This window comes from Pseudonocardia sp. Ae505_Ps2 (assembly GCF_001932425.1).
Classification (GTDB): domain Bacteria; phylum Actinomycetota; class Actinomycetes; order Mycobacteriales; family Pseudonocardiaceae; genus Pseudonocardia.
Genome location: NZ_MCIP01000001.1, coordinates 5,913,382 through 5,938,739, shown reverse-complemented (window position 1 = coordinate 5,938,739; position 25,358 = coordinate 5,913,382). Strand labels below are relative to the sequence as shown.

27 protein-coding genes and 1 pseudogene are annotated in these 25,358 nt (G+C 73.6%); 16 read left to right on the top strand and 12 right to left on the bottom strand.

Translation table 11 applies throughout. The features are described 5' to 3' along the window. From Ae505Ps2_RS27725 to Ae505Ps2_RS27715, 3 genes and pseudogenes are all read left to right on the top strand, one after another. A partial coding sequence (locus tag Ae505Ps2_RS27725; protein ID WP_249265364.1) for a transposase family protein occupies positions 1–395 on the top strand: 395 nt, incomplete at its 5' end. A 25-nt stretch (positions 396–420) separates the two neighbouring features. Next, positions 421–1,491, top strand: a pseudogene (locus Ae505Ps2_RS27720) (CaiB/BaiF CoA-transferase family protein); the annotation flags it as partial. Between the two features lie 83 nt (positions 1,492–1,574). After that, a complete protein-coding gene (locus tag Ae505Ps2_RS27715; RefSeq protein ID WP_075310935.1) occupies positions 1,575–3,266 on the top strand; it encodes an AMP-binding protein in 1,692 nt (563 codons plus the stop codon). Positions 3,267–3,320: 54 nt separating this feature from the next. Here the strand turns inward: Ae505Ps2_RS27715 and Ae505Ps2_RS27710 are convergent, their stop codons facing one another. The 4 genes from Ae505Ps2_RS27710 to Ae505Ps2_RS27695 form a co-directional block, all read right to left on the bottom strand. Then, a complete protein-coding gene (locus tag Ae505Ps2_RS27710) occupies positions 3,321–4,943 on the bottom strand; it encodes an AMP-binding protein (RefSeq protein WP_083695156.1) in 1,623 nt (540 codons plus the stop codon). A 59-nt stretch (positions 4,944–5,002) separates the two neighbouring features. Further along, positions 5,003–5,659 carry a TetR/AcrR family transcriptional regulator gene (locus Ae505Ps2_RS27705; protein ID WP_075310937.1) on the bottom strand — a complete coding sequence of 219 codons (657 nt, stop codon included), beginning with the start codon at positions 5,657–5,659 and terminating at the stop codon, positions 5,003–5,005. Between the two features lie 4 nt (positions 5,660–5,663). Then, entirely contained in the window at positions 5,664–6,830 is a 1,167-nt protein-coding gene (locus Ae505Ps2_RS27700; RefSeq protein ID WP_075554132.1) for an acyl-CoA dehydrogenase family protein, read from the bottom strand. A gap of 78 nt (positions 6,831–6,908) precedes the next feature. Then, positions 6,909–7,706 (bottom strand): SDR family oxidoreductase, encoded by a 798-nt coding sequence (locus Ae505Ps2_RS27695; protein WP_075554131.1) that lies wholly within the window; start codon positions 7,704–7,706, stop codon positions 6,909–6,911. A gap of 151 nt (positions 7,707–7,857) precedes the next feature. Here Ae505Ps2_RS27695 and Ae505Ps2_RS27690 point away from each other — a divergent pair, with 151 nt between their 5' ends. From Ae505Ps2_RS27690 to Ae505Ps2_RS27640, 11 genes are read left to right on the top strand one after another with little or no spacing between them, the layout of a single operon-like run. Next, entirely contained in the window at positions 7,858–9,111 is a 1,254-nt protein-coding gene (locus Ae505Ps2_RS27690) for a cytochrome P450 (protein ID WP_075310943.1), read from the top strand. Beyond that, positions 9,108–9,317 (top strand): ferredoxin, encoded by a 210-nt coding sequence (locus tag Ae505Ps2_RS27685; protein ID WP_337819577.1) that lies wholly within the window; start codon positions 9,108–9,110, stop codon positions 9,315–9,317. The genes Ae505Ps2_RS27690 and Ae505Ps2_RS27685 overlap by 4 nt, the downstream gene beginning before the upstream one ends. Positions 9,318–9,320: 3 nt before the next feature. Continuing rightward, positions 9,321–9,776: a MaoC family dehydratase gene (locus Ae505Ps2_RS27680; RefSeq protein ID WP_020622791.1), complete on the top strand. Its 456-nt coding sequence runs from the start codon at positions 9,321–9,323 to the stop codon at positions 9,774–9,776. Positions 9,777–9,804: 28 nt separating this feature from the next. Then, positions 9,805–11,091 carry an aromatic ring-hydroxylating dioxygenase subunit alpha gene (locus Ae505Ps2_RS27675; RefSeq protein ID WP_075310945.1) on the top strand — a complete coding sequence of 429 codons (1,287 nt, stop codon included), beginning with the start codon at positions 9,805–9,807 and terminating at the stop codon, positions 11,089–11,091. Further along, positions 11,088–11,588 carry an aromatic-ring-hydroxylating dioxygenase subunit beta gene (locus Ae505Ps2_RS27670; RefSeq protein WP_075310947.1) on the top strand — a complete coding sequence of 167 codons (501 nt, stop codon included), beginning with the start codon at positions 11,088–11,090 and terminating at the stop codon, positions 11,586–11,588. Before Ae505Ps2_RS27675 ends, Ae505Ps2_RS27670 begins: the two co-directional genes overlap by 4 nt. After that, positions 11,588–11,806, top strand: a complete 219-nt coding sequence (locus Ae505Ps2_RS27665; RefSeq protein WP_020622794.1) for a hypothetical protein — start codon at positions 11,588–11,590, stop codon at positions 11,804–11,806. The genes Ae505Ps2_RS27670 and Ae505Ps2_RS27665 overlap by 1 nt, the downstream gene beginning before the upstream one ends. Next, positions 11,803–12,618, top strand: a complete 816-nt coding sequence (locus Ae505Ps2_RS27660; RefSeq protein ID WP_226360363.1) for an enoyl-CoA hydratase/isomerase family protein — start codon at positions 11,803–11,805, stop codon at positions 12,616–12,618. Before Ae505Ps2_RS27665 ends, Ae505Ps2_RS27660 begins: the two co-directional genes overlap by 4 nt. Beyond that, positions 12,615–13,415, top strand: coding sequence for an enoyl-CoA hydratase-related protein (locus Ae505Ps2_RS27655; protein ID WP_075310949.1), 801 nt, complete (start codon positions 12,615–12,617; stop codon positions 13,413–13,415). The genes Ae505Ps2_RS27660 and Ae505Ps2_RS27655 overlap by 4 nt, the downstream gene beginning before the upstream one ends. Positions 13,416–13,454: 39 nt before the next feature. After that, complete coding sequence (locus Ae505Ps2_RS27650) at positions 13,455–14,318, top strand: SDR family NAD(P)-dependent oxidoreductase (RefSeq protein ID WP_075310951.1); 864 nt, start codon at positions 13,455–13,457, stop codon at positions 14,316–14,318. A gap of 7 nt (positions 14,319–14,325) precedes the next feature. Further along, the gene (locus tag Ae505Ps2_RS27645) at positions 14,326–15,738 is read left to right on the top strand and encodes an aldehyde dehydrogenase family protein (RefSeq protein WP_075312949.1); all 1,413 of its coding nucleotides are present in this window, start codon (positions 14,326–14,328) and stop codon (positions 15,736–15,738) included. Positions 15,739–15,749: 11 nt separating this feature from the next. Then, on the top strand, positions 15,750–16,559 hold the full coding sequence (locus Ae505Ps2_RS27640; RefSeq protein WP_233147630.1) for an alpha/beta fold hydrolase: 810 nt from the start codon (positions 15,750–15,752) through the stop codon (positions 16,557–16,559). A 72-nt stretch (positions 16,560–16,631) separates the two neighbouring features. Here the strand turns inward: Ae505Ps2_RS27640 and Ae505Ps2_RS27635 are convergent, their stop codons facing one another. Beyond that, positions 16,632–17,423, bottom strand: coding sequence for a coniferyl-alcohol dehydrogenase (locus tag Ae505Ps2_RS27635; RefSeq protein WP_075310953.1), 792 nt, complete (start codon positions 17,421–17,423; stop codon positions 16,632–16,634). 101 nt (positions 17,424–17,524) lie between these two features. Between Ae505Ps2_RS27635 and Ae505Ps2_RS27630 the strand changes: the two genes are divergently transcribed. Further along, positions 17,525–18,499, top strand: a complete 975-nt coding sequence (locus Ae505Ps2_RS27630) for a nitronate monooxygenase family protein (protein WP_075554130.1) — start codon at positions 17,525–17,527, stop codon at positions 18,497–18,499. Positions 18,500–18,555: 56 nt separating this feature from the next. On the opposite strand, the gene Ae505Ps2_RS27625 is transcribed toward Ae505Ps2_RS27630, so the two are convergent. From Ae505Ps2_RS27625 to Ae505Ps2_RS27600, 6 genes are all read right to left on the bottom strand, one after another. Next, on the bottom strand, positions 18,556–19,038 hold the full coding sequence (locus Ae505Ps2_RS27625; protein WP_020628015.1) for a nuclear transport factor 2 family protein: 483 nt from the start codon (positions 19,036–19,038) through the stop codon (positions 18,556–18,558). A gap of 37 nt (positions 19,039–19,075) precedes the next feature. Further along, entirely contained in the window at positions 19,076–19,873 is a 798-nt protein-coding gene (locus Ae505Ps2_RS27620; protein WP_075554129.1) for an enoyl-CoA hydratase/isomerase family protein, read from the bottom strand. Between the two features lie 30 nt (positions 19,874–19,903). Further along, the gene (locus Ae505Ps2_RS27615) at positions 19,904–20,821 is read right to left on the bottom strand and encodes an SDR family NAD(P)-dependent oxidoreductase (RefSeq protein WP_075334320.1); all 918 of its coding nucleotides are present in this window, start codon (positions 20,819–20,821) and stop codon (positions 19,904–19,906) included. Then, positions 20,818–22,506, bottom strand: coding sequence for a class I adenylate-forming enzyme family protein (locus tag Ae505Ps2_RS27610; RefSeq protein ID WP_084786468.1), 1,689 nt, complete (start codon positions 22,504–22,506; stop codon positions 20,818–20,820). Before Ae505Ps2_RS27610 ends, Ae505Ps2_RS27615 begins: the two co-directional genes overlap by 4 nt. 83 nt (positions 22,507–22,589) lie before the next feature. Further along, positions 22,590–23,351, bottom strand: a complete 762-nt coding sequence (locus tag Ae505Ps2_RS27605; protein WP_075310955.1) for an enoyl-CoA hydratase/isomerase family protein — start codon at positions 23,349–23,351, stop codon at positions 22,590–22,592. A 40-nt stretch (positions 23,352–23,391) separates the two neighbouring features. After that, the gene (locus Ae505Ps2_RS27600) at positions 23,392–23,886 is read right to left on the bottom strand and encodes a nuclear transport factor 2 family protein (RefSeq protein ID WP_020628020.1); all 495 of its coding nucleotides are present in this window, start codon (positions 23,884–23,886) and stop codon (positions 23,392–23,394) included. 59 nt (positions 23,887–23,945) lie between these two features. Between Ae505Ps2_RS27600 and Ae505Ps2_RS27595 the strand changes: the two genes are divergently transcribed. Further along, complete coding sequence (locus tag Ae505Ps2_RS27595; RefSeq protein ID WP_084786467.1) at positions 23,946–24,845, top strand: hotdog domain-containing protein; 900 nt, start codon at positions 23,946–23,948, stop codon at positions 24,843–24,845. Here Ae505Ps2_RS27595 and Ae505Ps2_RS27590 read toward each other — a convergent pair. Then, entirely contained in the window at positions 24,805–25,353 is a 549-nt protein-coding gene (locus Ae505Ps2_RS27590; protein ID WP_075310959.1) for a TetR/AcrR family transcriptional regulator, read from the bottom strand. The two genes, Ae505Ps2_RS27595 and Ae505Ps2_RS27590, sit on opposite strands and share 41 nt — an antisense overlap. Positions 25,354–25,358 lie beyond the last annotated feature (5 nt).

The window sequence follows — 25,358 nt, the reverse complement described above, 5'->3', positions numbered from 1 at the left end:
TCACCGCACCTGATGGATGGCCGCTATGGACCAGCGACGTGCGGCCGGGCCGCGAGCACGACACCCGCTGCGCCCGTACCCACCCCGGGCTGCTCGAGGGCCTGGCCGCGTTCACCGACGACACCCACGCCGCGCTGGGCGATCTGGGCTACGAAGGCGAAGCCGACCGGCTCACCGTGCCCATCAAACTCGCCCCCGGCCGCGGGCAGACGGTCAACCAGCGCACCGTCAACACCCTGCACTCAGCCCTTCGTGCTCTGGCCGAACGCGGAAACGCCCTGCTCAAGACCACCTTCGCCGCGTTGCGGCGAGTCACGCTATGTCCCTGGCGCACCGGCGCGATCACCGCAGCTGCGCTCGTACTACTCCACACCGAGTACGACCGCACGACATGATCAACCCGCTACTGAGAACACCTCACTGGCCGACCTCGGGGCCGACGTGATCCGGGTCGACCGGCCGTCGGCCGGGCCACTGCCGACCGCGCCGCCGGCCGCCGACGTGCTGGGGCGCGGCAAGCGTTCGGTGGTGCTCGACCTCAAGCGGCCCGAGGCGGTCGAGGCGGTGCTCGCCCTCGCCACCGGTGCGGACGTGCTGATCGAGGGCAACCGGCCCGGGGTCGCCGAACGTCTGGGGGTCGGACCGGAGGCGGTGTGGGAGCGCAACCCGCGGCTGGTCTACGGGCGGATGACCGGCTGGGGGCAGGACGGGCCGCTGGCGCACACCGCCGGGCACGACGTCGGCTACATCGCCCTGACCGGGGCGCTGGGTGCCATCGGCCCGGCCGACGGACCCCCGCAGATCCCGCTCAACCTGCTCGGCGACTTCGGCGGCGGGGCGACCTACCTCGTGATCGGTGTGCTCGCGGCGCTGCTGGAGGCCGAACGCACCGGGCGCGGGCAGGTCGTCGACGCGGCGATCGTCGACGGCACCTCGCACCTGCTCGCCGTGATCCACACCCTGCTCGGCTCCGGTCGCTGGGAGGACCGGCGCGGGGTCAATCTGCTCGACGGCGGCACGCCGTTCTACGCCGTCTACGCCACCTCCGACGGCGGTCACATGGCGGTCGGTGCGCTCGAACCGCAGTTCTACGCCGAGCTGCTGCGCCTGCTGGAGATCCCGTGCGAGGTCGCGGACCCGCGGGACCAGCACGACCGCAGCCGCTGGCCGGCCCTGCGCGCCACGCTCGCCGGACGGTTCGCCACCCGGACCCGCGCGGAGTGGACGGCGGTGTTCGACGGCACCGACGCCTGCGTCGCGCCGGTCCTGGGCCTGCGCGAGGCGGCGGCCCACCCGCACCTCGTGGCCCGGGGGAGCGTGGTCGAGGTCGACGGGGTGCTGCAGCCCGGACCCGCGCCGCGCCTGTCCGGGCATCCCGTCGCCGCGCCCGGCCCCGCGCCGGTGCGGGGCGGTCACACCCGCGAGGTGCTCGCCGCAGCCGGGCTGGACGTCGACGCCCTGCTCGCCTCGGAGGCGGCCCGGCAGGCCTGACCCGGTGCGCCGGACGGTCCATTGTCCGCCGCGCCCGGCTTCTCTAATCTACGACAGATTAAACACTGACGTGGAGGTCGACGATGCCCGCCCCGATCACGGACCGTCGAGCGGCCCTGGAGGCCCGCCACCCGGTCTGGCGCCCCCGGACCCTCGACGGTTTCCTGGACGACTGCGCCGCCGAGTTCGGCGACCGCCCGCTGGTCGTCACCGACGACCGCACACTGACCTACGCCGAGGCCGTCGCCTGGTCCGACCGGCTCGCGGGCGGCCTGGCCGCGCTCGGCGTGCGGCCCGGGGACCGGGTCGGCCTGCTCATGGCGAACCACCTGGAGTTCGTGCCGCTGAAGTTCGCGGTCGCGCGGGCCGGGGCGGTGGCGATCCCGTTCAACTTCCTCTACCGGCGCGACGAGCTGGCCTACGTGCTGCGTCAGTCGCGGTGCACGGTGCTCGTCACCATGACCGGCTACGGCGACCTGGACCACCTGGCCCTGCTCGACGACGTCGCGCCCGGCTGGGAGCAGGGCCCCACCGCGGAGCTGCCGGACCTGCGCGCGGTCGTCGCGCTGCCCACCGTGCACCCGGCGCGGCCGGGGGTCACGACCGTCGAGGAGCTGGGCGCGCTCGGATCCCCGGTCGCGGCCGGCACGGCAGGCACCACACCCGGCGATCTGGGCGACATCCTCTACACCTCGGGCACCACCGGCGCGCCCAAGGGCGTCATGGTCACCCACGACGGGGTGCTGCGGACGGGGTACGCCTCCGCGCTGACCCGCGCGTTCGAGGACGGACGGCGGATCCTGTTCTCACTGCCCTGCTACCACATGTTCGGCTACGTGGAGGGCCTGGTCGCGGCCATGTTCGTCGGCGGGGCGATCGTGCCGCGCCTGGCGTTCTCCGCGGCCGACTACGTCGAGGGCATCGAGCGGCACCGGGCCACCGAGATCCTCTGCGTGCCCACGATGACCGTCGCCCTGCTCGAGTCCCCCGCCCGGGCCGGGCGCGACCTGTCCTCGGTGTTCGCGCTGCTCTCCGGCGCCGCGCCGGCGCCGGTGTGGCTGTGGGAGAAGGTGCGGGCCGAGCTGGGCATCGCCGAGGTCACCACCGGCTACGGGATGACCGAGTGCGGCGGCGCGATGACGATGACGCTGCCCGAGGACCCGCTGGAGCGGCACGCGACGACGGTCGGCCGGGTCAAGCGGGCCGGCGTCGCCGGGCTGCCCGACCGCGACGGCGACCTGTGCGCGTACACGACCTGCGACCCGCTCACCGGTGAGGAGCTGCCCGCCGGGGCGGAGGGCGAGCTCGTCTCGTCCGGACCCACCCACATGCTCGGGTTCTGGGACAAGCCCGAGGAGACCGCGGCCGCGCTGCGCGGAGGCCGGGTGTTCTCCGGTGACCTGGGCCGGGTCCGCGACGACGGCTACCTGGAGATCACCGGCCGCAGCAAGGAGCTCTACAAGAGCGGCGGCGAGCTGGTGATGCCGAAGGAGATCGAGGAGCTGCTGACCCGTGAGCCGGGGATCAGTCAGGCGTTCGCCGTCGGCGTCCCGGACGACCGCTGGGGCGAGGTCGGCTGCGTCTGGATCGTCCCGGAGCCGGGCGCGACCGTCGACCCGGACGCGGTGCTCGCCCTGTGCCGGGAGAAGCTCGCGCGGTTCAAGGTGCCCCGGCACGTCCTGGTGACCACCTCCGGGGAGCTCCCGACCACGCCCACCGGCAAGATCCAGAAGTTCCGGCTCGCCCGGCGCGCCGCCGAGGTGCTGGGCGGATGAGTGCCGGGTCCCGGGCGCACCGCCCGGGACCCGGCCGCTCGTCCGGTGCGGGGCTCAGCCGCCCAGCTCGTCGCGGAGCACGAACTTCTGCACCTTGCCCGACGGGGTCATCGGCAGCTCGTCGACCAGGAACCAGCGCACCGGCACCTTGTACGGGGTGAGCCGGGCGAGGCAGTGTGTGGCCAGCTCGTCGGTGAACCCGGCCGGCTGCGGCTCGTGGGTCACCACGGCCGCGGCGACGATCTCGCCCCAGGTCGGGTCGGGCAGTCCGACGACCGCCGACGCCGCGACCGCCGGGTGCTCGGCGAGCGCGACCTCGATCTCGGCCGGGGCGATGTTCTCCCCACCGCGGATGATGAGCTCCTTGAGCCGACCGGTCAGCGTGATCATCCCGCGCTCGTCCATCGACCCGAGGTCGCCGGTGTGCACCCAGCCCTCGTCGTCGACGGTCGCGGCCGTGGCCTCCGGGTCGTCGTAGTAGCAGAGCATCTGGTTGTAGCCGCGGGCGCAGACCTCGCCGACGACGCCGAGGCCGGCCACCTCGCCGGTCGCCGGGTCGACGATCCGGGCCCCGGTGTGCGGCAGCGGGCGGCCGACGGAGCGGACGAGGTCGTCCTCGCCGTCCGACCGCCGGGTCAGGCTCAGCACGGGGGAGAGCTCGGTCTGGCCGTACAGGTTGTGCACGAACGCCCCGAACGTCTCCCGGACCCCGGTGATCAGCGTCCCGGGCGCGGTCGCGGCACCGACCAGGACGGTGTCCAGCGGCGGGGCGGCCTCGTCGCGGCCGCGGGCCTCGTGCAGCACCGCCCCGAGCACCGTCGGCACGCTCATCAGGACCGAGGCGCCCTCCGCGCGGATCGCGTCGAGCACCGCGGCGGGGGTGAACTTCTCGATCAGCACCATCGTGCCGCCGAGCACCGCCGGGCCGAGGGTGGAGATCACACAGCCCGCGGTGTGGAAGGTCGGCAGCGGGGCGACCGCGACGGCCCCCTCGCGGGCCTGCGCGGTGTGCATGGTCAGCCGCGCGTTGTTCAGCAGCGAGCGGTGCGCCAGCAGCACCCCCTTGGGGCGGCCGGTCGTGCCGGAGGTGAACTGCATCATGGCCGGGGCGTCCGGGCTGCTGCGGTCCGCGGCGTCGGGGGACCCGCCGTCGAGCGGGGCCCCGTGCAGCCGGTCGGTGTCGGACAGGCTGACGACGTGGGCGAGTCCCGGCACTCGGGGGGCGACCTCGGCGACGACGCCGGTCAGGTCGTGGTCGCGTACCCGGTCGGCGTGCAGCAGCACGGTGGAACGGGACAGGGTGAGGGCGTACTCGAGCTCCCCGGGGCGCAGGGCCGGGTTGAGCGCCACCAGCACGACGCCGGCCAGGCCCGCCGCGTACTGCACGATCGTCCACTCGGCGATGTTCGGCGCCCAGATCGCGACGTGGCCGCCGGGTCCGGCGAGCTCGTGCAGGGTGCCGGCGACGCGGCTCGCCTCGTCGAGCAGCTCGGCGTAGGTCCACCGGCCCGGTGTCCCGTCGTGCCGGGTCGCGACCAGGGCGACGGTGTCCGGGCGGGCGGCGGCCTGCTCGCGCAGCAGTCCGCCGACGGTGCTCTCGAGCAACCCGGGGCCGGGGCCCTCCAGCCATTCGGCGCGCCGGAGCGCGGTGGGCTGCGGGCTGACGGACGTGCTCATACGGCCTCCGACGATGCAGGTCACGAGATGAACCGAATCTAGATAAGAAACTTCGGACGTCAACCGCCGGTCGGAGCCGTCAGGCCCCGCCGGACGATGGTCTGCGCCGTTCGGACCAGCGACCGCAGGGAGCCACGCCCGGGGCTCCACCACTCGCACGCCCAGTTGAGCGCCCCCAGTACGAGCATCCGTGCCGCGCGGGGGTCGAGCTCGGGCCGCAGCTCACCCGAGACCCGGGCGGCCTCGACGAGCTCGCGCCAGAAGTTCACGTAGCGCTGCTGTTCCGCGAGCTGGCGGTCCCGCACCTGCGGGGGCAGCTGCGCGGTGGTGCGCACCGCCGCGACGGTGTAGTCGGAGATCCGCAGCACGGCCTGCAGGTGGGCCTCGACGGCGCAGCAGATCCGGTCCATCGCGCTCGCCGTGGCGGGCAGTTCCTGCACCCGGGCCCGCACGTGCTCCAGGTTGCGCACCATCCCCGCGACGACGACCTGCTCGACCGGGTCCTCGCGGGAGTCGACGTAGTAGTAGATCGCCGGAGGCCGGACCCCGGCCAGCCGCGCGACGTCGGACAGCCGGGTCCCCGCGTACCCGCGGGTCGCCAGCAGCGACGCCGTCGCGTCCAGGATGCGGCGCCGGGTCCGCGCCGCCTTCTCCCCCGAACCCCGCGCGCCCTCGGCGCGGGACCCGGGGGAGCGGGCGCTCTGGGTACGGGTCATCGGGTCAGTAGGACGCCGGCAGGCCCAGGCTGCGCTGGGCGACGAAGTTGAGCACCATCTCCCGGCTGACCGGTGCGGTCTTGAGCATCCGGGCCACGAACCACAGGTCGGCCAGGCCGTACTCCAGGGACATGCCGTTTCCTCCGTGGGCCTGCATCGCCTGGTCCAGGGTGCGCAGCGAGGAGTCGGCGGCGGCGAACTTGGCGATGTTCGACGCCTCGGCCGCGTCGACGCCGGCGTCGTAGAGCTCGGCGGCGCGGTAGGCCATCAGCCGCGAGAGCTGGGTCCCGATGTAGGCCTCGGCCAGCGGGTGCGCGACGCCCTGGTGCGACCCGATCGGCACGCCCCACACCTGCCGGTCGCGGGCGTAGCCGCACGCCTTCTCCAGGGCGTAGCGGGCGATGCCGTTGGAGATGCAGGCCGCGGTGATCCGCTCCGGGTTGAGTCCGGCGAACACCTGGCGCAGGCCGTTGCCCTCCTCGCCGATCAGCGCCTCGGGGCCCACCCGGACGTCGTCGAAGAACACGGTGAACTGGTGCTCGGGCTGCTGCAGTGCGGCCGGGATCGTCTGCCAGGTCAGCCCCTCGGTGTCGGTCGGCACCACGAACAGCGACAGCGGGTGGCGGCCGTTCGGTCCCGCCTCGGGCGCGCGGGTCACCACGAGGACCGCGTCGGCCTCGTCGATGCCCGAGGTCCAGTACTTCTGGCCGCGGAGCCGCCAGTCGTCGCCGTCGGGGTGGGCGGTGGTGGTGATCTCGTGGCTGTTGGACCCGGCGTCGGGCTCGGTGATGGCGAAGGCCATCTTCAGCGAGCCGTCGGCGATGCCGGGCAGCCAGCGCGACTTGAGCTCGTGCGAGCCGTGCGTGTCGATGATGGTGCCGCAGATCGCGGGGGAGATGACCATCATCAGCAGCGGGACGCCCTGGGTCGAGGACTCCTCGACGACGACGGCCAGGTCGGCCATGGTGCCGCCGCCCCCGCCGTAGGCCTCGGACAGGTGCACGCCCAGGAAGCCGGCCGCGCCGAGCTCCTTCCAGAGCTCGGTCGGCTCCTCGTGGTCGGCGGCCTTGCGCATGAAGTAGTCGTGGCCGTAGCGGCCGACCAGGGTCGCGACCGCGTCGCGCAGCGCCGCACGCTCCTCGGTGTCGGCGACGATCAGCGAGCTGGGCATCGTGTCTCCTCGTGACCCGGAGTATTTTCTAATTGAGAATAGGTAAAGTGGGTCGGCGTCGTCAACGTGGGCCCCACGTCACGGCATGGACGACCCGCCGCCGACGGCGACCACCTGCCCGGTGACCTGGAACGCGGCCGTCTCCGAGGCCAGCCAGGCGACCGCGTTCCCGACGTCGGTCGGCGTCGTGCGCCGGCGCAGCGCCTGGGTCGCCACGATGGCGTCGACGGCCTCGGGGGCGAACAGCGAGTCCGCGCCGCCCGCCCACACCGAGCTCGGGCCGACCTGCTCGTCCTCCGGTGGCAGGACCAGGCCCGGCGCGACGACGTTGCTGCGGATCCCGAACCGGCCGTTCTCCCGGGCCACGGTGCGGGCGAGCGAGATCAGCGCCGCCTTGGTGCCGCCGTAGATGCCCTGGCGGACCGCCCCGTAGGCGGCGTCGCTGGACAGGAACACGACCGCGCCCCGCCCGGCCTCGCGCATCGGTCCCAGGACGGCCTGGGTGCGGTCGATCGCGGCGAACAGGTTCACCTCGACGGTGCGCCGCCACAGGTCGCGGTCGGTCTGCTCGGCGAACCAGCCGGGCCTGCTCCAGCCCGCGTTGTTGACCAGCACGTCCACCCCGCCCCAGGCGTCCAGGGCGGCGGCGGCCACCGCGGCGCCCGCGCCCTCGGCGGTCAGGTCGGTGGCCAGGGCGAGCGCCTCCGGCGCGCCGAGCCCGGGCAGCTCCCCGGCGACGCGCCCGGCCTGCTCGCCGTCGATGTCGACGACCAGCACCCTGGCGCCCTCGCGGGCCAGGACCTGGGCGATGCCGCGCCCGATGTTGGCCCCGGCCCCGGTGACGACCACCCGTGCGTCGCGCAGTCCCAGATCCATCGCCGCTCCTCCTCGTCCCACCCGGTCTTTCGACGCGGGATTAAACACCCGACCGCCTCCGACGTCGCCGTCTTGACACCGGGTCGGCGCTCGTGATGTCCTTCCCGCTAGATTAATCGAGGTTAGAATCGAGACCGTCCCTGGGGGAGCAATGGTGCAGACCCGACCCGACTACGACCCGGTGTCGGTGGGATCGCTGGAGTTCTGGTCGCTCACGCCGGAGGGCCGCGAGGAACGCCTGCGTGTGCTGCGCGACGAGCGGCCGGTCAGCTGGCAGCGCCCGGCCGAGGGCTCGATGCTGCCCCAGGAGGACGACGCCGGGTTCTGGGCGATCACCCGGCACGCCGACATCGCGGCCGTCAGCAAGGACCCGGAGACCTTCTGCTCCGGCCAGGGCGTGATGATCGAGGACGTGCCGTCGGACATCCTGGAGGCGGCCAGCTCGTTCCTCGCGACCGACGCCCCCCGGCACACCCAGCTGCGCCGCCTGGTCAGCGCGGCGTTCACCCCGCGCCGGGTGAAGCAGATCGAGGCGCAGATCGCCGACCAGGCCCGCCGCATCGTCGACGACCTGATCGCCACCGGGGACTGCGACTTCGTGGACCAGGTCTCGCGGCGGCTGCCGATGTGGACGATCTACGAGATGTGCGGCCTGCCCGTCGAGCGCCGCGACGACGCCGCGCACGCCGCCGACGGCATGGTGTCGTGGGCCGACGCCGACGTGCGCGCCGGGCTGGAGCCCGCGGACCTGCTCAACCAGTCGCTGGTCACCCTCATCACGATCGGCCTGGAGCTGGCCGACGACCGCCGGGAGAACCCCCGCGACGACCTCATGACCTCGCTGGTGCAGGCCGAGGTCGACGGCGAGCGGCTGTCGGAGGAGGAGATCGCGGCCTTCTTCGTCCTGCTGTCGGTCGCCGGCAACGACACCACCCGCAACACCATCAGCCGCACGATGGAGGCGCTCACCCGCTTCCCGGACCAGCGCAAGATCCTGCAGGCCGACCCCGACGGCACGCTGAACACCGCCGTCGACGAGTTCGTCCGGTGGGCCAGCCCGGTGATGACCTTCCGCCGGGTCGCCACCCGGGACGTCGAGCTGCACGGCCAACGGATCCGGGCCGGCGACTGGGTCGTGATGTTCTACGCCTCGGGCAACCGCGACGAGCGGGTCTTCACCGAGCCCTACACCTTCGACGTCACCCGTTCCCCGAACCCGCACGTCGGCTTCGGCGGCGGAGGACCGCACTTCTGCATGGGCAACATGCTCGCCCGCACCCAGCTGCGCTCGCTGTTCGGGGAGCTGCTGCGCCGGGTGCCCGACCTGCGTACCGGTGAGCCCGTCCAGCTCGTCGGCAACTTCGTGGACGGCGTCAAGTCGATGCCGTGCACGCTCAACCCGTGAAGGAGGTACCACTCGTGCGCGTGGTGGTCGACTACGACAAGTGCACCGGGCTGGGGCTCTGCGAGTCCCTGGCCCCCGACTTCTTCGAGGTCGCCGACGACGGTTCGCTCAACCTGCTCCAGGAGCAGGCCGACGACTCGCAGCGGGGTGAGCTGGAGGAGGCCTGCCGGGCCTGCCCCACCGAGGCCCTGCGGATCGAGGGCTGAGCGGTGACGAAGGTCTTCGCGGGCGTCGACGCCCTGGCCGCCGCCGAGGGCGAGTCGTTCGGCCCGACCGACTGGGTCGAGATCGACCAGCGTCAGGTCGACCTGTTCGCCGAGGCGACCGGCGACCACCAGTGGATCCACACCGACCCCGAGCGGGCGGCGTCCGGCCCGTTCGGCCGGACCATCGCGCACGGGTTCCTGACCCTGTCGCTGCTGCCCCGGCTGCTGAACGAGCTCTACCGCGTCGACGACGTGCGGATGGGGATCAACTACGGCCTGAACAAGGTCCGTTTCCCCTCGCCGGTCCCGGTGGGCTCGAAGGTCCGGCTCGCCGCCGAGATCGCCTCGGTGCGCCGTGGCGACGGCTTCGTGGAGGTCACCACCCGCTCGACGATCGAGGTCGAGGGCTCGCCGAAGCCCGCCTGCGTGATCGAGAGCGTCGGCCGGCTCTACCCCTGATCCGCCAGACACGAGAGGAACGACCGTGATGCCGAGCGCCCCCACCGGTGCCGCGCGCGCCCCGCGCCCACCGGCGGCGCCGTACGACGAGCTGATCCGGCCCCGGCAGGTGCACGGGTCGCTCTACACCTCGCCGGAGATCTTCGCCGACGAGCTGGAGCGCATCTGGTACCGCACCTGGGTCTACGTCGGCCACGTCAGCGAGATCGCCGAGCCGAACGACTACGTCCGCAAGTCCATCGGACCGCAGGACGTCATCATGACCCGCACCGCCGACGGCGAGGTGCACCTGCTGCTCAACCGGTGCGCGCACCGCGGCAACCTGGTCTGCGAGGCGCGGTCGGGCAACTCCAGCTCGTTCCGCTGCCCGTACCACGGCTGGACCTACCGCAACGACGGCCGGATGCTCGGCTACCCGTTCCCGCAGGGGTACGGCGGCCGCGGGAAGCTGGACCTCGGCCTCGGCCGGGTCCCGCGGGTCGGGGTCTACCGGGGGTTCGTCTTCGGCAGCTTCGCCCCCGACGGCCCCACCCTCGACGAGCACCTCGGCGAGGCCAGGGGCGAGATCGACCGGCTCGTCCGGCTGTCCCCGGACGGGGAGGTCGAGCTGTCCGCCGGCTTCCTGCAGCACCGCGCGAAGGCGAACTGGAAGCTCCTCGCGGAGAACGAGACCGACGGCTACCACCCGCAGTTCGTGCACGCCTCGATCTTCAGCGTCGCGGAGAGCGGGATCGGGGCGCTCTACGGCGAGAAGTCGACCGCGGTGACCCGCGACCTCGGTGGCGGGCACAGCGAGAACGACCTGCGCCCGGAGTTCCGCCGGCTCGGCGTCCCGCTGGGCTGGTTCGGCACGACCGAGGAGAAGGTGCCGCGCTACGCGGCCCGGATGCGGGAGACCTACGGGTCCGACGCCCACGACATCCTGGTCGAAGGCGGACCCCACGTCATGATCTTCCCGAACCTGTTCATCGCCGAGATCCAGCTGTTCACCATCCAGCCGCTGGCCGCGGACCTCACCGTCCAGCACGTCACCGCGGTGCAGCTCAAGGGCGCGCCGGAGATGAACAAGCGGATGCTGCAGCAGTGCATCGGGTCGGTCGGGCCGGCCGGGATGCTGCTCGCCGACGACACCGAGATGTACGAGCGCAACCAGGCAGGCGTCGCCGAGCTGCGCCCGGAGTGGCTCGACATCCGGCGCGGCGCGGAGCGCGAGTACACCGACGAGCGTGGCCTCACCGTCGGCGGGGCCACCGACGAGACCGGTATGCGCGGGTTCTGGACGCACTACCGGCGGTTGATGACGGAGGGCCGATGACCACCACCGAGCCGGCCACCGGGCTCGATCTGCGCACCGTCGAGCAGTTCCTCTACCGCGAGGCGCGCTACGCCGACGAGCACCGCTATGAGGACTGGGAGGCGCTCTGGACCCCGGACGCCCTCTACTGGGTGCCCGCGAACGACGACGACGCCGACCGCATGACCCAGATGTCGATCATCCACGACAACCGCAACCGGATCGCCACCCGGATCCGCCAGTACCGCACCGGGCGCCGGCACTCCCAGGTGCCTGCGTCGCGGCTGCGCCGGGTCGTGTCCAACGTGGAGATCCTCGGTACCGTGCCCGGGACCGGGGACACCGAGGTCGGCGCCAACTTCGTGCTCGTCGAGTCCCGCGAGCGCGGCACCCAGCTGTGGGCCGGGCGCTACACCTACCGGCTGCGCGTGGTCGACGGGGAGCTCGCGATGTCCTACAAGAAGGTCGCGCTGGTGGACAACGCCCGCGCGATCGCGACGCTGGCGTTCCTGGTCTGATGGAGATCCGTCCCGATATCGTCGGCAACGAGTTCGCCGAGGTCGCCGTCCGCATCGACGACGAGGCGAACAGCCGGCGGCTGCGCATCGAGGACCTGCGCACCGGCCGGGTCCGCTACCTCGACGCGCTGGAGCTGGAGACGCTGGTGTGGCTGCCCGAGGGACACCTGCACAAGCTCCTCGACCCGTCGGCCGACCGGTGGCGGGAGGACGCGTGAGCCCCGACCTCGGCACCGACCCCGGCACCGGCCCGGACACCGCACCGGTCCTGTCCCGGATCGAGGAGCGCGCCGACGGGCGCGTCGCCCACCTGACGCTGAACCGACCGCGGGCCCGCAACGCGATCACCGTCGCGCTGGCCGGCGCCCTGCACGCGGCGCTGGTGGCCGCCGCGGCCGAGGCCGACGTCGTCGTGGTGCGCGGGGCGGGCGGGCACTTCTGCGCGGGCGGGGACTTCCACGAGGTCTCCCGGCTGCGCGAGGACGGCCCGGAGGCGCTGCGGCCGCTGTTCGAGACCTTCGTCGGTGCGTGCCAGCTGATCGCGGACCTGCCGGTCCCGGTCGTCGCCGCGGTGGAGGGCTACGCGATGGCCGGCGGCTTCGAGCTGGTCCAGTCCGTCGACATCGCGCTCGTCCGCGAGGACGCGGTACTCGCCGACAACCACGCCAACTTCGGCATGATCCCCGGCGGTGGCGGGTCGCAGCGGCTGCCCCGCATCGTGGGGACCCCACGCGCGCTCGGGCACATCCTGCTCGGCGACCGGCTCTCGGGCCGTGACGCCGTCGACTGGGGGATCGCCTACGCCTGCGCCCCGGCCGACGGGTTCGAGGCCCTCGTCGAGAACACCGTCGCCAACCTGCTCGGCAAGGACCCCGGCGCGCTGGCCCGGATCAAGCAGCTCGTACGCGGCGGGCTGGACGGCCCGCTGAGCGACGGCCTGTCCGCCGAGACCGCCGCCACCCTCGCCCACCTGGACGGGGAACGGGCCGGTGCGGGCATCGGCCGCTTCACCGGAAGGACACGCACGTGACCGTCACCGACCAGCTGGTCCTGTTCGACCTCGACGAGGACGGCGTCGGCCGGCTGCGACTCAACCGCCCCGAGGCCGCCAACGGCATGAACGTGCCGTTCCTGCGCGCGCTCTACGACGCCGTCATGACCGCCACCGGGCAGGCCGACCTGCGGGTGCTCCTGCTGACCGGCGAGGGCCCGCACTTCTGCGCCGGCGGTGACGTGAAGACCTTCACCGCCAAGGGCGAGGCGCTCCCGGACTACCTGCGCGAGGCCACCGCCTGGCTGCAGAACGTCGCGCAGGCCCTGCTGGCGCTGCCCGTCCCGGTCGTCACGGCGGTGCACGGGTTCGCCGCGGGCGGCGGGGGACTGGGCCTGGTGTGTGCCTCCGACATCGTGCTCGCCGGGGAGTCGGCGAAGTTCATGTCGGGCGCCGCGCGGGTCGCCATGGCACCCGACGCGGGCTCGTCGGTGACGCTGCCCCAGCTCGTCGGGCTGCGCAAGGCGATGGAGATCCTGCTGCTCAACCCCACGCTGACCGCCGCCGAGGCCGTCGAGATCGGGCTGATCACCCGGGTGGTCGCCGACGACGCGCTGCACGACGAGGCGCTGGCCGTCGCCCGCACCCTGGCCGCCGGCGCGCCGCGTGCGCTCGGTGCCGTCAAGCGGCTGGTCTGGTCCGGGCTCGGCGCCCGGGTCGAGGCCCAGCTGCCGGAGGAGGCCCGCACGGTCTCCGAGCTGTCCGGCACCGCGGACGCCCGCGAGGGGCTCGCCGCCGTGCTCGAACGGCGCCGGCCCCGGTTCACCGGCCGCTGACGCGGCCGTCCACCCCCACTACGAAGGAGTTCGGCAGGCATGGCAGGAGTCGAGGGACGCGTCGTCGCGATCACCGGGGCGGGCAACGGCCTGGGCCGCGAGTACGCGCTGGTGCTGGCGCGGGCGGGCGCGAAGGTCGTCGTCAACGACCTCGGTGGGTCGCGGGACGGCAGCGGCAGCGGATCGAGCGCCGCGGACGCCGTCGTCGCCGAGATCCGGGCCGAGGGTGGCGATGCCACGGCGAACCACGACAGCGTGGCCACGTCCGAGGGCGGCGCCGCGGTCGTCACGACCGCGCTGGAGGCCTACGGCCGCATCGACGGCGTCGTGGCGAACGCCGGCATCCTGCGGGACAGGTCGTTCCACTCGATGACCGACGACGACTGGGACGCCGTGCAGCGCGTGCACCTCTACGGCGCCTACCACGTGATCCACGCGGCCTGGCCGCACCTGCGCGAGCAGGGCCACGGCCGGGTCGTCGTCGCCACCTCGACCTCGGGGATCTACGGCAACTTCGGGCAGGCCAACTACGGCGCCGCCAAGGGCGGGCTGATCGGGCTCATCAACACCCTGGCCATCGAGGGCCGCAAGCGCGGCATCACCGCGAACGCGATCGCGCCGATGGCGGCGACCCGGATGACCTCCGACATCGCGCCGCCGGAGGTGCTCGCGAAGCTCGACCCGGCGCACGTCGCCCCGGTCGTCGGCTACCTGCTGACCGACGAGTGCACCGAGACCGGCAGCGTCCTGGTCGTCGGTGGCGGCGAGGTGCACCGCGTCGCGCAGTTCCGCAGCAAGGGCGTGACCTTCGCGGAGGTCCCGACCATCGACCAGGTCGGTGACCGGTTCGCCGAGATCGTCGACCTCGACGGTGCCGTCGTCGGCACGAACCCGGTCGGGTGAGGCGGCCGTGACCGTCACCGACAGCACGTCCCCCGAGGCCACGGACGCCACGGAGGCCTCGGACGCCGCGGCCACCGTCGCCCGCCTGCGCCGGACCTTCGAGTCCGGCCGGACCCGGCCGCTCGCCTGGCGGCGCCGCCAGCTGCACGGCATCGAGCGCCTGGTCTCCGAGCGCGAGTCGGACATCGCCGCCGCGCTCGCGCAGGACCTGGGCCGCCCCGCGCCCTACGCCTGGCTCGGCGACATCGCCTCCACCGCGGCCGAGGCCGCCTACGCCCGCAAGCACCTCAAGCGCTGGATGCGCCGGCGACGCACGTCGCTGCCGCTGTCCATGCTGCCCGGCCGCGGCTTCTACCAGTACGAGCCGCTGGGCACGGTGCTGGTCATCGGGCCGTGGAACTACCCGGTCTACCTGACGCTCGGCCCGCTGGTGGCCGCGGTCGCGGCCGGCAACACCGCGGTGGTCAAGCCGTCCGAGCACGCCCCGGCCACCTCCGCACTGATGGCCCGGCTGATCCCGGAGTACCTGGACCCGGACGCGGTCGCCGTGCTGGAGGGTGACGCCGCCGTCACCCAGGCCCTGCTCGCCCAAGGCCTGGACCTGGCGTTCTTCACCGGCGGCCCGGGGATCGGCAAGAAGGTGATGGCCGCCGCGGCCGAGCACCTGACGCCGGTGGTGCTGGAGCTGGGCGGCAAGAGCCCGGTGATCGTGACCGCCGATGCCGACATCGACGTCGCGGCTCGCCGGATCGCCTGGGTGAAGCTGCTGAACTCCGGCCAGACCTGCATCGCACCGGACTACGTGCTGGTCGAGGAGTCGGTGCGGGACCGCCTGGTCGCGGGGATCGTCGCGACCGTGCGGGAGTTCCGCGCCGGGGAGCCCGCCACCCAGCCGATCGTCGACGACAGGCAGTTCGCCCGGATCGCGGGCCTGCTCGACGACCACGGCGGGACCGTCGCGCTCGGCGGTGGCACCGACGCGGCCTCACACGCGATCGAGCCGACCGTGCTGGTCGACCCGTCGCCGGACTCGGCGGTGATGGCCGACGAGATCTTCGGCCCGATCCTGCCGGTGCTCACCGTGCGCTCCGTCGACGAGGCGCTGCGCTTCGTCAACGACCGCCCGAAGCCGCTGGGCCTGTACCTGTTCACCGGGTCCAAGGCGGTCAAGGAGCGGGTGCTCACCGGGACGAGCTCGGGCGGCGTGGTGGTCAACCACCTGGCCATGCACTGCCTCGTCCCGCAGCTGCCCTTCGGCGGTGTGGGCAACAGCGGGATGGGCGCCTACCACGGCGAGTGGGGCTTCCACGCGTTCAGCCACCGCAAGGCGGTGCTGGACAAGCCGGCCAAGCCGGACCCGTCGCTGATGTACCCGCCCTACACCGACCGGAAGATGGCCCTGCTGCGGAGGTTCTTCTGACCCGGATCCCCGTGGAGCCCGTGCACGTCGGCGGGGCCGGCACGCCGATGGTCCTGCTGCACGGCGCGACGTCGTCGTGGCGGGCCTGGCGGCCGGTCCTGCCGGCGCTGGAGCGCCACCACCACGTCGTCGCGCCCACGCTGGCGGGGCACCGCGGCGGCCCGGTGCTGTCGGTGGCCCCCGAGAAGGTGGTGCCCGCGATCGTCGACGCCGTCGAGGTCGCGCTGGACGAGGCCGGCATCGACCGGGCCCACCTGGTGGGCAACTCGCTCGGCGGGTGGGTCGCGCTGGAGCTGGCCCGCCGCGGCCGGTCGCGGTCGGTCGTCGCGCTGTCCCCGGCCGGGGCGTGGGCGACACCGGCGGACCTCGACCGGCTGCTGCGGCTGTTCCGCATCGGCGGGCGGATCGGGCGGCTGCCGGGCACGGGTGCGGTGCTGCGGCCGCGTGCGGTGCGCCGCCTGCTGCTGCGGGCGGTCTCCGAGCACCCGGAGGTGCTGTCGCAGGCCGACGTCGGGGAGCTGGTCGAGGACCTGGCGGGCTGCGCGGTGCTGGCCGACCTGCTCGCCGGGGCCCCGGACTCGGGTGGGCTCGCCCCGTTCACGCCGGAGGGCCCGGTGATGATCGCCTGGGGGGAGCGGGACCGGATCCTGCCCTTCCCGCGCTACGGCCGCCCGATGGTCGAGGCCGTCCGCGGCGCGCAGCTGGTCCGGGTGCCGGGGGTGGGACACGTGCCGATGGCCGACGCCCCGGCCCTGGTCTCGTCGCTGATCACCCGGTTCACGGCGCGGGTCGACCGCGACGCGGTCCCCGCCGAGCACTGACGACCCCCGACGACCCTGAACGACACCGGCCGGTGGGCACCGCCACCGAGGCGCCCACCGGCCGGCCCGGGCTCAGATCTCGGGGGCCGGGACCAGCCCGGCGGCCACGGCGCCGGTGATGCCGCCGTCGGCGGTGATCGTCGAGCCGTTGAGCCAGCGCGAGCCGCGCGAGGCCAGGAACACCACGGCGGGTGCGATGTCGTCGACGGTCGCGTGCCGCCCCAGGAAGGCCTTGACCCCGTCGAGGGTGTCCTTGCCCATGCTCTCCTCGAAGTCGGCGAGGATCGGGGTCTCCACCGGGCCCGGGAGCACGGCGTTGATCCGCAGCTCGTTCATCTCCCGTACCGCGCCGCCCATGGCCAGGCAGTAGACGGTCGCGGCCTCCTTGGAGAAGTTGTAGGCGTTGCCCTGCTGCGGGTGCTCGGCGAACCAGGCCGCGCCCTCGTCCATCGACTCGGTGGCGAGCACCTCGCGCAGGGTCTCCAGGCGGGCCGGCCAGCCGAACCCGGCCGTCGAGGAGACCACGACGATCGAGCCGCCCGGGTTCATCCGCTCGAACACGGCCTCGGTCAGGTGCCGCATGCCGAGGAAGTTGACCCGGAAGACCAGGTCGGCGGGCGCGGTGCCGGGGATGCCCGCGACGTTGGCGAGGACGTCGAAGGTGCCCTCGATCTGCGCCAGCGCCGAGTCGATGCTCGCGGCGTCGGCGAGGTCGACCTCGACGTGCTGCTCCACCTCCGCGGAGGGCTTGTTGCGGTCGAGGCTGACGACGGAGGCGCCGCCCTCGACCAGCTGGCGCGTGACAGCGTCACCGATGCCCGACGCGGTGCCCGTGACCAGGCAGCGCAGTCCCTGAACGTCCATGTGATCCCTCCGGTGTCGCCTGTGACGCCTTATGTTTCTAACCTAGATTAACTACCTACGGGGGGCAACGGGCCCCGGGTGGCGAGTCGAAGGAGACGTCGATGCGGACACGGTTCACCGAACTCGTCGGGGTGCGTCACCCCGTCGTGCAGGGAGGCATGCAGTGGGTGGGCCGGGCGCCGCTCGTCGCCGCCGTCGCCGAGGCGGGTGGGCTCGGGTTCCTGACCGCGCTGACCCAGCCGACCCCGGAGGACCTGCGTGCGGAGATCCGGCGCTGCCGGGAGCTGACCGACGCCCCGTTCGGCGTCAACCTGACGATCCTGCCGACGATCGACGCCCCGCCCTACGCCGCGTACCGGCAGGTGATCATCGAGGAGGGTGTCCCGGTCGTGGAGACCGCCGGGGCGAACCCGGTGGACCACCTCGGGCCGCTGCACGACGCGGGGATCGTCGTCGTCCACAAGTGCACCTCGGTCCGGCACGCGGTGAAGGCGCAGGACCTGGGGGTGGACGCGCTGTCCATCGACGGCTTCGAGTGTGCCGGCCACCCCGGCGAGGACGACGTTCCCGGGCTCGTCCTGCTGCCCGCCGCGGCCGACGTCCTGGAGATCCCGTTCATCGCTTCGGGCGGCATCGCCGACGCCCGCGGTCTGGTCGCGGCGCTGGCGCTCGGTGCGGACGGGGTCAACATGGGCACCCGCTTCCTGTGCACGCAGGAGTCGGGGGTGCACGACGCGGTGAAGGCCCGCATCGTCGAGGCCGGCGAGCGCGACACCACCCTCATCTTCCGCGAGCTGCGCAACACCGCTCGGGTCGCGGCCAACGCGGTCTCCCGGGAGGTGGTGGAGAAGCTCGCCGCCGGTGCCCGGTTCGAGGACATCCGCCACCTCGTCGCGGGCAGCCGCGGGGCGACGGTCTACGAGACCGGAGACCTCGACGCCGGCATCTGGTCGGTCGGGATGGTGCAGGGGATCATCCGCGACGTCCCGACCTGCGCGGAGCTGATCGAGCGCATCGTCACCGAGGCCGAGCAGATCGTCGCGGGCCGGCTGGCGGAGCTCGTCACGGTCGGCTGAGGCCCGGACAGGGCCCTCGTCGCCGGGCTGTCCGGGCCTCGGCCCGACCGCGTGCCTCAGCGGGTCGGCGAGGTGATGCGGGCGCCGACCTGGTACAGCACCGTCGCGAGGTCCCAGTAGTCGTCGTGACCGGTGAGCAGGCCGTCGTCGTCGTAGGTGCAGACGGCGACGCCCGGCACCGAGAACCGGGCACCGGCCACGTCGACGAGCTCACCGGTGCGCAGCTTCAGCGGGCCGCGGACGGTCCCCGACCACACCCAGCGCGAGGTGAGCCCGCCGCCGGCCGCCCATGTCTCGCCGAACTCGATGTGCGAGTCGGGGGCGAAGGAGAGCATGAACCGGTGGAAGCGGCCGACCTCCCCGCGGCCGCGGTAGGTGCCGTCGAGCGCGATGTCGCGGTACACGCCGTCCGGGGCGAAGAACTCCAGCAGCGCGTCGGGGTCGTTGCTCCAGGCGATCCCGTAGGCCAGGGCGAACCCGGGGTCGGTGGGGTGCGGTGTCGTGCGGGACGGGGTGGGGGAGGTCGGCGAGGACGTCATCTCGGCTCCGGGGCTCGGTCTCGGCTGCCGCTCGGTCTCAGCTGCGGCGGGACAGTCGCTCGGTGGCCCTGCTGGCCCCGGACCGCAGCCGGTCCAGGCCCTCGGCGATGCGGCGGGTGAACAGCCCGCGCTGCAGCAGGTCGTGGGTGACGCGCAGCTCGTAGGCGGTCGCCGCGACGTGGTCCATGTGCCCGGCGCGCAGCGCGACCTCCTTGAGCACCGTGGTCAGCTCGGCACCGTTCTCGGCGATCTGCTTCGCCAGCGTCAGCGCCGAGGAGCGCAGCGTCCCGACCGGGACGACCTCGTCGACGAGCCCGCAGCACAGGGCCTCGTGGGCGTCGATCGGGTCGCCGGTGAAGAACATCCGGCGGGCCCGCTGGGTGTTCGTCTTGCGCAGGATCGCGTGGTAGAAGCCGTTCATCGCGTACTTGACCTGGGTCGAGCCGAACGCGGCGTTCTCCGAGGCGATCGTGATGTCGCACATGTTGGCCAGGTCCATGCCGTAGCCGGGGGCGACACCGGCGACGGCGGCCACGGTCGGCTTGCGGTAGTCGTAGATCGCGACCATGAGCTTGTAGGCGAGGTCGGTGAACCGGGTGCGGGCGTCCCCGCTGGTGTCCTGCAGCACGTCCAGGGCCCAGCCGGCACAGAAGATGTCCTCGTCGCCGATCATCAGGACGCAGGCGACCTCGTCGTCCTCGGCCCACTCGGCGAGCGCCGCCACGATCTCCTCGTGCAGCTCCCAGCCCAGCGCGTTGCGCTTCTCGGGATGGTTCAGCTGCAGGATGCCGACGCCGTCCTCGACGGAGGTCAGCAGGTAGCGGTACTCGGTCACGGGGGTTCCTCTCGGGGTGGGGGTGTGGGATCAGTGGCAGGACTCGGAGCCGGCGCGCAGCGCGGTCGTCCCGCGGAACGGGTCGCACGCGGCGGCGAGCGAGTCCGCGGTCGTGGTCGGACGGTCGGACGGGCGGCCCACCAGGTCGGTGATCCCGCCCCAGTGCGCGGCGACGTCGGCGACGGCCGGTGGCGGCCCGTCGGGGCGGGTGAAGCGCACCCCCTCGGAGCGCTCCCAGCGCAGCACCGAGGCCCAGCCGCCGCCGGTCTCGACGACCTCGCCGGTCAGCGGGCAGGAGGGCAGGGCGAGCGCGACGACGACCGGGGCCACGTCGGCCGCCCGCAGTGCCTGCGCCGGTCGGTCGCGGAACACCTCGGCGGTCATGGAGGTCAGCGCCATCGGCGCGACGGCGTTGACCCGGATCCCGTGCCGCGAGCCCTCCGCGGCCAGGGTGCGGGCGAGCCCGACCACGCCGGCCTTCGCCGCCGCGTAGGCGGCCTGGCCGGGGTTGCCGTGCAGCCCCGCGCCGGAAGTGGTGAGCACGATGGCGCCGCCGCGCTCGCGCAGGTGCGGCCAGGCCGCCGAGCAGGCGGTCCAGCTGCCGCGCAGGTGCACGTCGACGACCTCGTCGAAGTCGTCGTCGGTCAGCCGGGACACCCCGCGGTCGCGCAGCCCGCCCGCGTTGACCACGAGCACGTCGAGCCGGCCGAGCGCCGCGACGCAGTCCCCGACCAGGGCGCGGCCGTCGCGCGCGTCCCCGACGACCGGGTGCGCGCGCCCGCCCGCGTCCCGGATCCGGTCGGCGACGGCACCCGCGGCCCGCGCGGTGCGCGCGTGCACGGCGACCGTCGCCCCGGCCGCGGCCAGTGCGGTCGCGTACTCCGCGCCCAGCCCGCGTCCGGCGCCGGTGACCAGTGCGACGGTCCCGGCCTCGAACACCGCGGTCACGCCCGGGCCGGTCGGTGGGCGTGCCACAGCTCGAGGTCGGTGAGCCCGGCGAGCGCGTGCTTCTGGATCTTCCCGCTGGCGGTGGCCGGGATCTCGGCGTCGACGTGCCACTCGACGGGCGTCTTCGCGCGGGCGAGCTTCTGGGCGGCCAGGTGCTCCAGCAACGGGCCGACGCCGGCGGCGCGGGCGTCGTCGTCGAGGACCACCCAGGCACCGACGGCCTCCCCGAGGCGCTCGTCGGGCACCGCGGTGACCGCGACCCGCCGCACACCCGGGGCGGAGGCGACCGCGAGCTCGATGTCCATCGTGGAGAACTTCTCGCCGCCGCGGTTGACGATGTCCTTGGTGCGGCCGGCGATCTGGACCCAGCCCTCGTCGTCGACGCGGCCGACGTCGCCGGGGAGGAACCAGCCGTCGGCGTCGATCTGCTCGGCGGTGACGACCGGGTCGGTGTAGCGGTCGAGCAGCTGCGGCCCGCGGATCCGCAGCCGGCCCACGGTGCCGGGCGGGACGAGCGCGCCGTCGTCGTCGACGACGGTCATCTCCATGCCGCGCAGCAGCCTGCCGTCCCAGGCGCGCCGGCGCTCCAGGGAGTCCGAGGCCGCCGCGATCGCGAGCACCCCGGCGGTCTCGGTCATGCCGTAGGCGCGCACCACCCGCACACCCACCTCCGCGGCACGGTCGACGACCTCGGGCGCGATGGCCGCGCCGGCACAGGCGTAGGTGTCGAGGCGGTGGCCCTCCGGACGGTCCCGGTAGCGCTCGACGAGGTCGGTCACGAACACCGTGGCCCCCATCATGAGGGTGACCCGCTCGGCCTCGATCAGCTCGACGGCGTCGTCGGGCCGCCAGCCGGCCATCACCACCGAGCGCCCGCCCAGGAACGCGGGGAACACGACGGCGGCGACGAACCCGCCCAGGTGCGACAGCGGTGTCGCGGCCAGGGTGACGGTGTCCTCCCCGGCGCCGAGCGCGTCGCGGAAGTTGACCAGGTGCGCGACGACCGCCCGGTGCGACAGCAGCGCGCCCTTCGGCGCGGCGGTCGTCCCGGAGGTGTAGAGCAGCAGCGCGGGCTCCGCGGGGTCGGCGGACGCCGGCAGCGCGGCGTCGTCCGCGGCCTCCGGCCCCGGGACGGCGGTCCAGCCGGGGCGCTCGCCCCCGACGAGGTAGCGCACCGCCGGGGTCACACCGGCCTCGTCGAACAGCGCGTCGAGCTCGGCGGACGGGTCGCGGTCGCCGAGGGCGTCGACCGTGCAGACCGCCGCGGGCCGGCAGTCCGCGACGATCTGACGCATCTCGTGCTCCCGGTAGATCGGGATCACCGGGACGTCCACCGCGCCCGCCCGGAACGCCGCGACCTGCACGGCCAGCGCCTCCAGCCGGTTCGGCAGCTGGACCAGGACCCGGTCGCCGGGGCGGACCCCGCGGCGCACCAGGTCCTGGGCCACCGCCCGGGTCCAGCGCTCGAAGGCGCCGTAGGTGACCCGGGTGCCCTCGAAGGAGAACAGCTCGCGCTCGGGGTGGCGGGCCGCGGCCTCCGGCACGAGATCGGCCAGCGACGTCGGCGTCCACAGGCCCGACGCGCGGTAGCCGGCGTACCGGTACGCGCGCGCCGGGTCGGTCCCCCCGGCGGTCACGGACTGTGCGGTCGACGGTGCGGTCACGGACGGGGCGGCAGTCGTCATCGACGTGCTCCTCGGACTCGATCGGGCCACGGCGGCCCACCCTATCTAGTGAACCGTCACTATCCACTGCGCCGAACGGACGCTCAGCGCGTGCGGATCCGGCTGAACGCCTCGTTGATCCGCTCCAGCACGTCGGGGTGGCGGATGACCTCGCGGTAGGCGGAGGTCTCGAAGGACAGCGCGCTGATCGGGTCCATCGCCGGGGAGCGCAGCGCCAGCTCCTTGTTGATCTTCGCCGACTTCGTGGTGGTCTCCGCGATCGACCGGCCCAGCGCGGTCGCGGCCTCGACGACACCGCCGGTCGGCACGAGCCGGTCGAGCAGGCCGATGCGCAGCGCCTCCGCGGCGTCGATCCGGTCGCCGGAGAAGGTCAGGAGCTTGGCCTGGCTGAGTCCCACGATCTTCCACAGCGGCGAGAAGTACGGGGTGAGCCCGAACTTGATCTGCGGGAACCCGAACACGGCGTTCTCCGCGCCGATCCGGATGTCGCAGAACACCGCGATGTCGCAGCCGCCGCCCAGGGTCGGTCCGGCGCACGCGGCGATGGTGGGCTTGCCGTAGTCGAGCAGGGCGCCGTAGACCCGCAGGCACATGTCCGAGTACACCTCGCGGGAGTCCTCGGTGAACGCCGACTGCAGGTCGAGGTCCAGGCCCGCGGAGAACGCCTCCTCGCCACCGGTGAGCACGACCGCGGCGACCTCGTCGTCGCTCCGCCAGGCGTCGAGCTGGTCGCCGAGCGCTTCGAACAGCTCCAGGCTGAGCGCGTTGCGCCGGTGCATCCGGTTGAAGGTGATCGTGCCGACGCCGTCGGCGACGGTGATGCGGACGGCCTCGTCATCGGCCATGGTGACTCCTCGGTCTGGGGTGGTGCGGGGGACGGGCGGGTCAGCCGGCGTTCGCCGGGCTGCGGTGCAGCAGCGACAGCAGGTAGGCGCCGCCGATCCGGCCCTCGCGGGCGGGCAGCACGCCGAGCTGGCGCATCATCTCGGTGATCTCGTACTGCGCCAGGTAGGACGACAGCAGTCCGTCGGCGAACTCCAGGAAGATGTCGCAGCCGTAGGTGCTGAAGGTGGCGTCGGGGGCGAGCTTCGCCGGGCCGTGGCCGTACTGGCGGAACAGGCACAGCGCGCGGCCGTCGCCGGGGGAGGTGAAGGTCTGCACGTCGTCGAACGCGACGTCGGGCATGACCTCCCAGATCCGCTCCACGTAGGTGCGCACGCCCTCGCGGCCCTCGATCACCCCGGTCCAGAAGACCGTGTCCTCCCATCGGACGTCGGGGTGCAGCAGCGCGAGCACCTGCTCGGTGTCGTGGGAGTTCCAGGCCGCCAGCCAGCGCGTGCTGAAGTCGCGCAGGAACGTCTCGGTCAGGGGCGCGGGCACGGCGGCTCCTCCTCGATGACGGCCCGCTCCGGCGCGGACCTCGCCGCCGTAGCCTAGCCATGATTAACTTAGAGGGCAACGAGGGAGAGGTCACGATGACCGGCGAGCAGTCCTGCAGTCTCGACACGGCGGGCACGCCCGAGCAGCGCCTCGGCGTGCTCGGGTGCACCGTCGTACCTGGTGAGAGGCGGTTCTCCGCGCTCACCGGGGGCTGGTCGGACGGCGCGGGGCGGACGTGGACGGGGCCGCTGGCGGTGCTGGCGGACCATGTCCTGGGCGAGGTCGCCAACCGGCCGCAGGCGCCGGGGTTCCAGCCGGTGACCACGGCGCTGTCGCTCGACGTGCTCGTCCCGCCGCCGTGGCCGGGGGACCGGCTGCACGCCCGGGCCGCGCGCACCGCGGGCGAGGTGCTCCGCGACCACGTCACCGCCTCCGTGCGCGACCCGGACGGCCGGCTCGTCGCGGTGGCGTCGGCCTGGACCGCGGACGTCCCCGCACCCGGCACGACCCCGCTCGCCGCGGGGCCCGCGGTCGGCGCCCGGCCGGGGCAGGGCGGGATCGGCGAGCTGCTCACCGACCTCACCGAGGTGGGGTCCGGCCCGGACGAGGCGGTGCTGGAGCTCGACGCGACGGGGTGGACCAACCAGAACGGCACCGTTCACGGCGGGGTCTGGGCCTGCGCGGCGGAGCTGGCCGCGACCCGCCTGACCGGATCGGCCCCGCACGCGGTGAACCGCCTGCAGCTCGCGTTCCTGCGGCCCGGCCGGGGCCGGGTGCGCCTGACGGCCACGGCCCTGCACCGGGGCCGGACCTCCGGGCTGGTGGAGGTCAGGGGACGCGACGCGACGGGCCGGGTCTGCGTGCACGCGATGGTCGGCTCGCGTGCCGACCACGCCGCTCCCGGGGCGGTCGCGACGCTCAGTCCGGCCGGCCGGAATGCGCCTCCACCAGCGCGATGAAGCGGGCGAGCACCCGGTCCAGACCCTCGACGTCCACGGGGCGGTGCCGTAGCTGGGCGCCGACCACCGCGGACAGGCACAGCTCGGCGAGCTCGTCGGCGGCGTCGGGTGCACCCGCGGCGGCGACCGCCCGCCGGATCACCTCGAGCCGTCGTGCGTCGACCGCGCGCTGTGCCTCCGCGACGGCCGGGTCGGTCGTGGCCCACACCCGGATCGCCGCCTCCGCGTCGTGCGGGACGGTGCGCGAGAGCCGGCGCAGCAGCTCCAGCCGCTCGTGCGGGTCGTGGGGTCCGGCCGCCTCACGGGCGATCGCCTCGGTCGACCCGCGCCAGTGCTCCAGGAACCGCTCGACGAAGTCGGGCCAGTTGCGGAACCAGTTGTAGAACGATCCGCTGGAGACGCCGAGCCCGCGGTGCAGGGCGGTCATCGTCAGCTCGTGGGCCCCCGATCCGGACAGGATCGCGATCGCGGCCGCGTAGTAGTCCTCGCGTCCGACGTACTGCGGCACGGTCG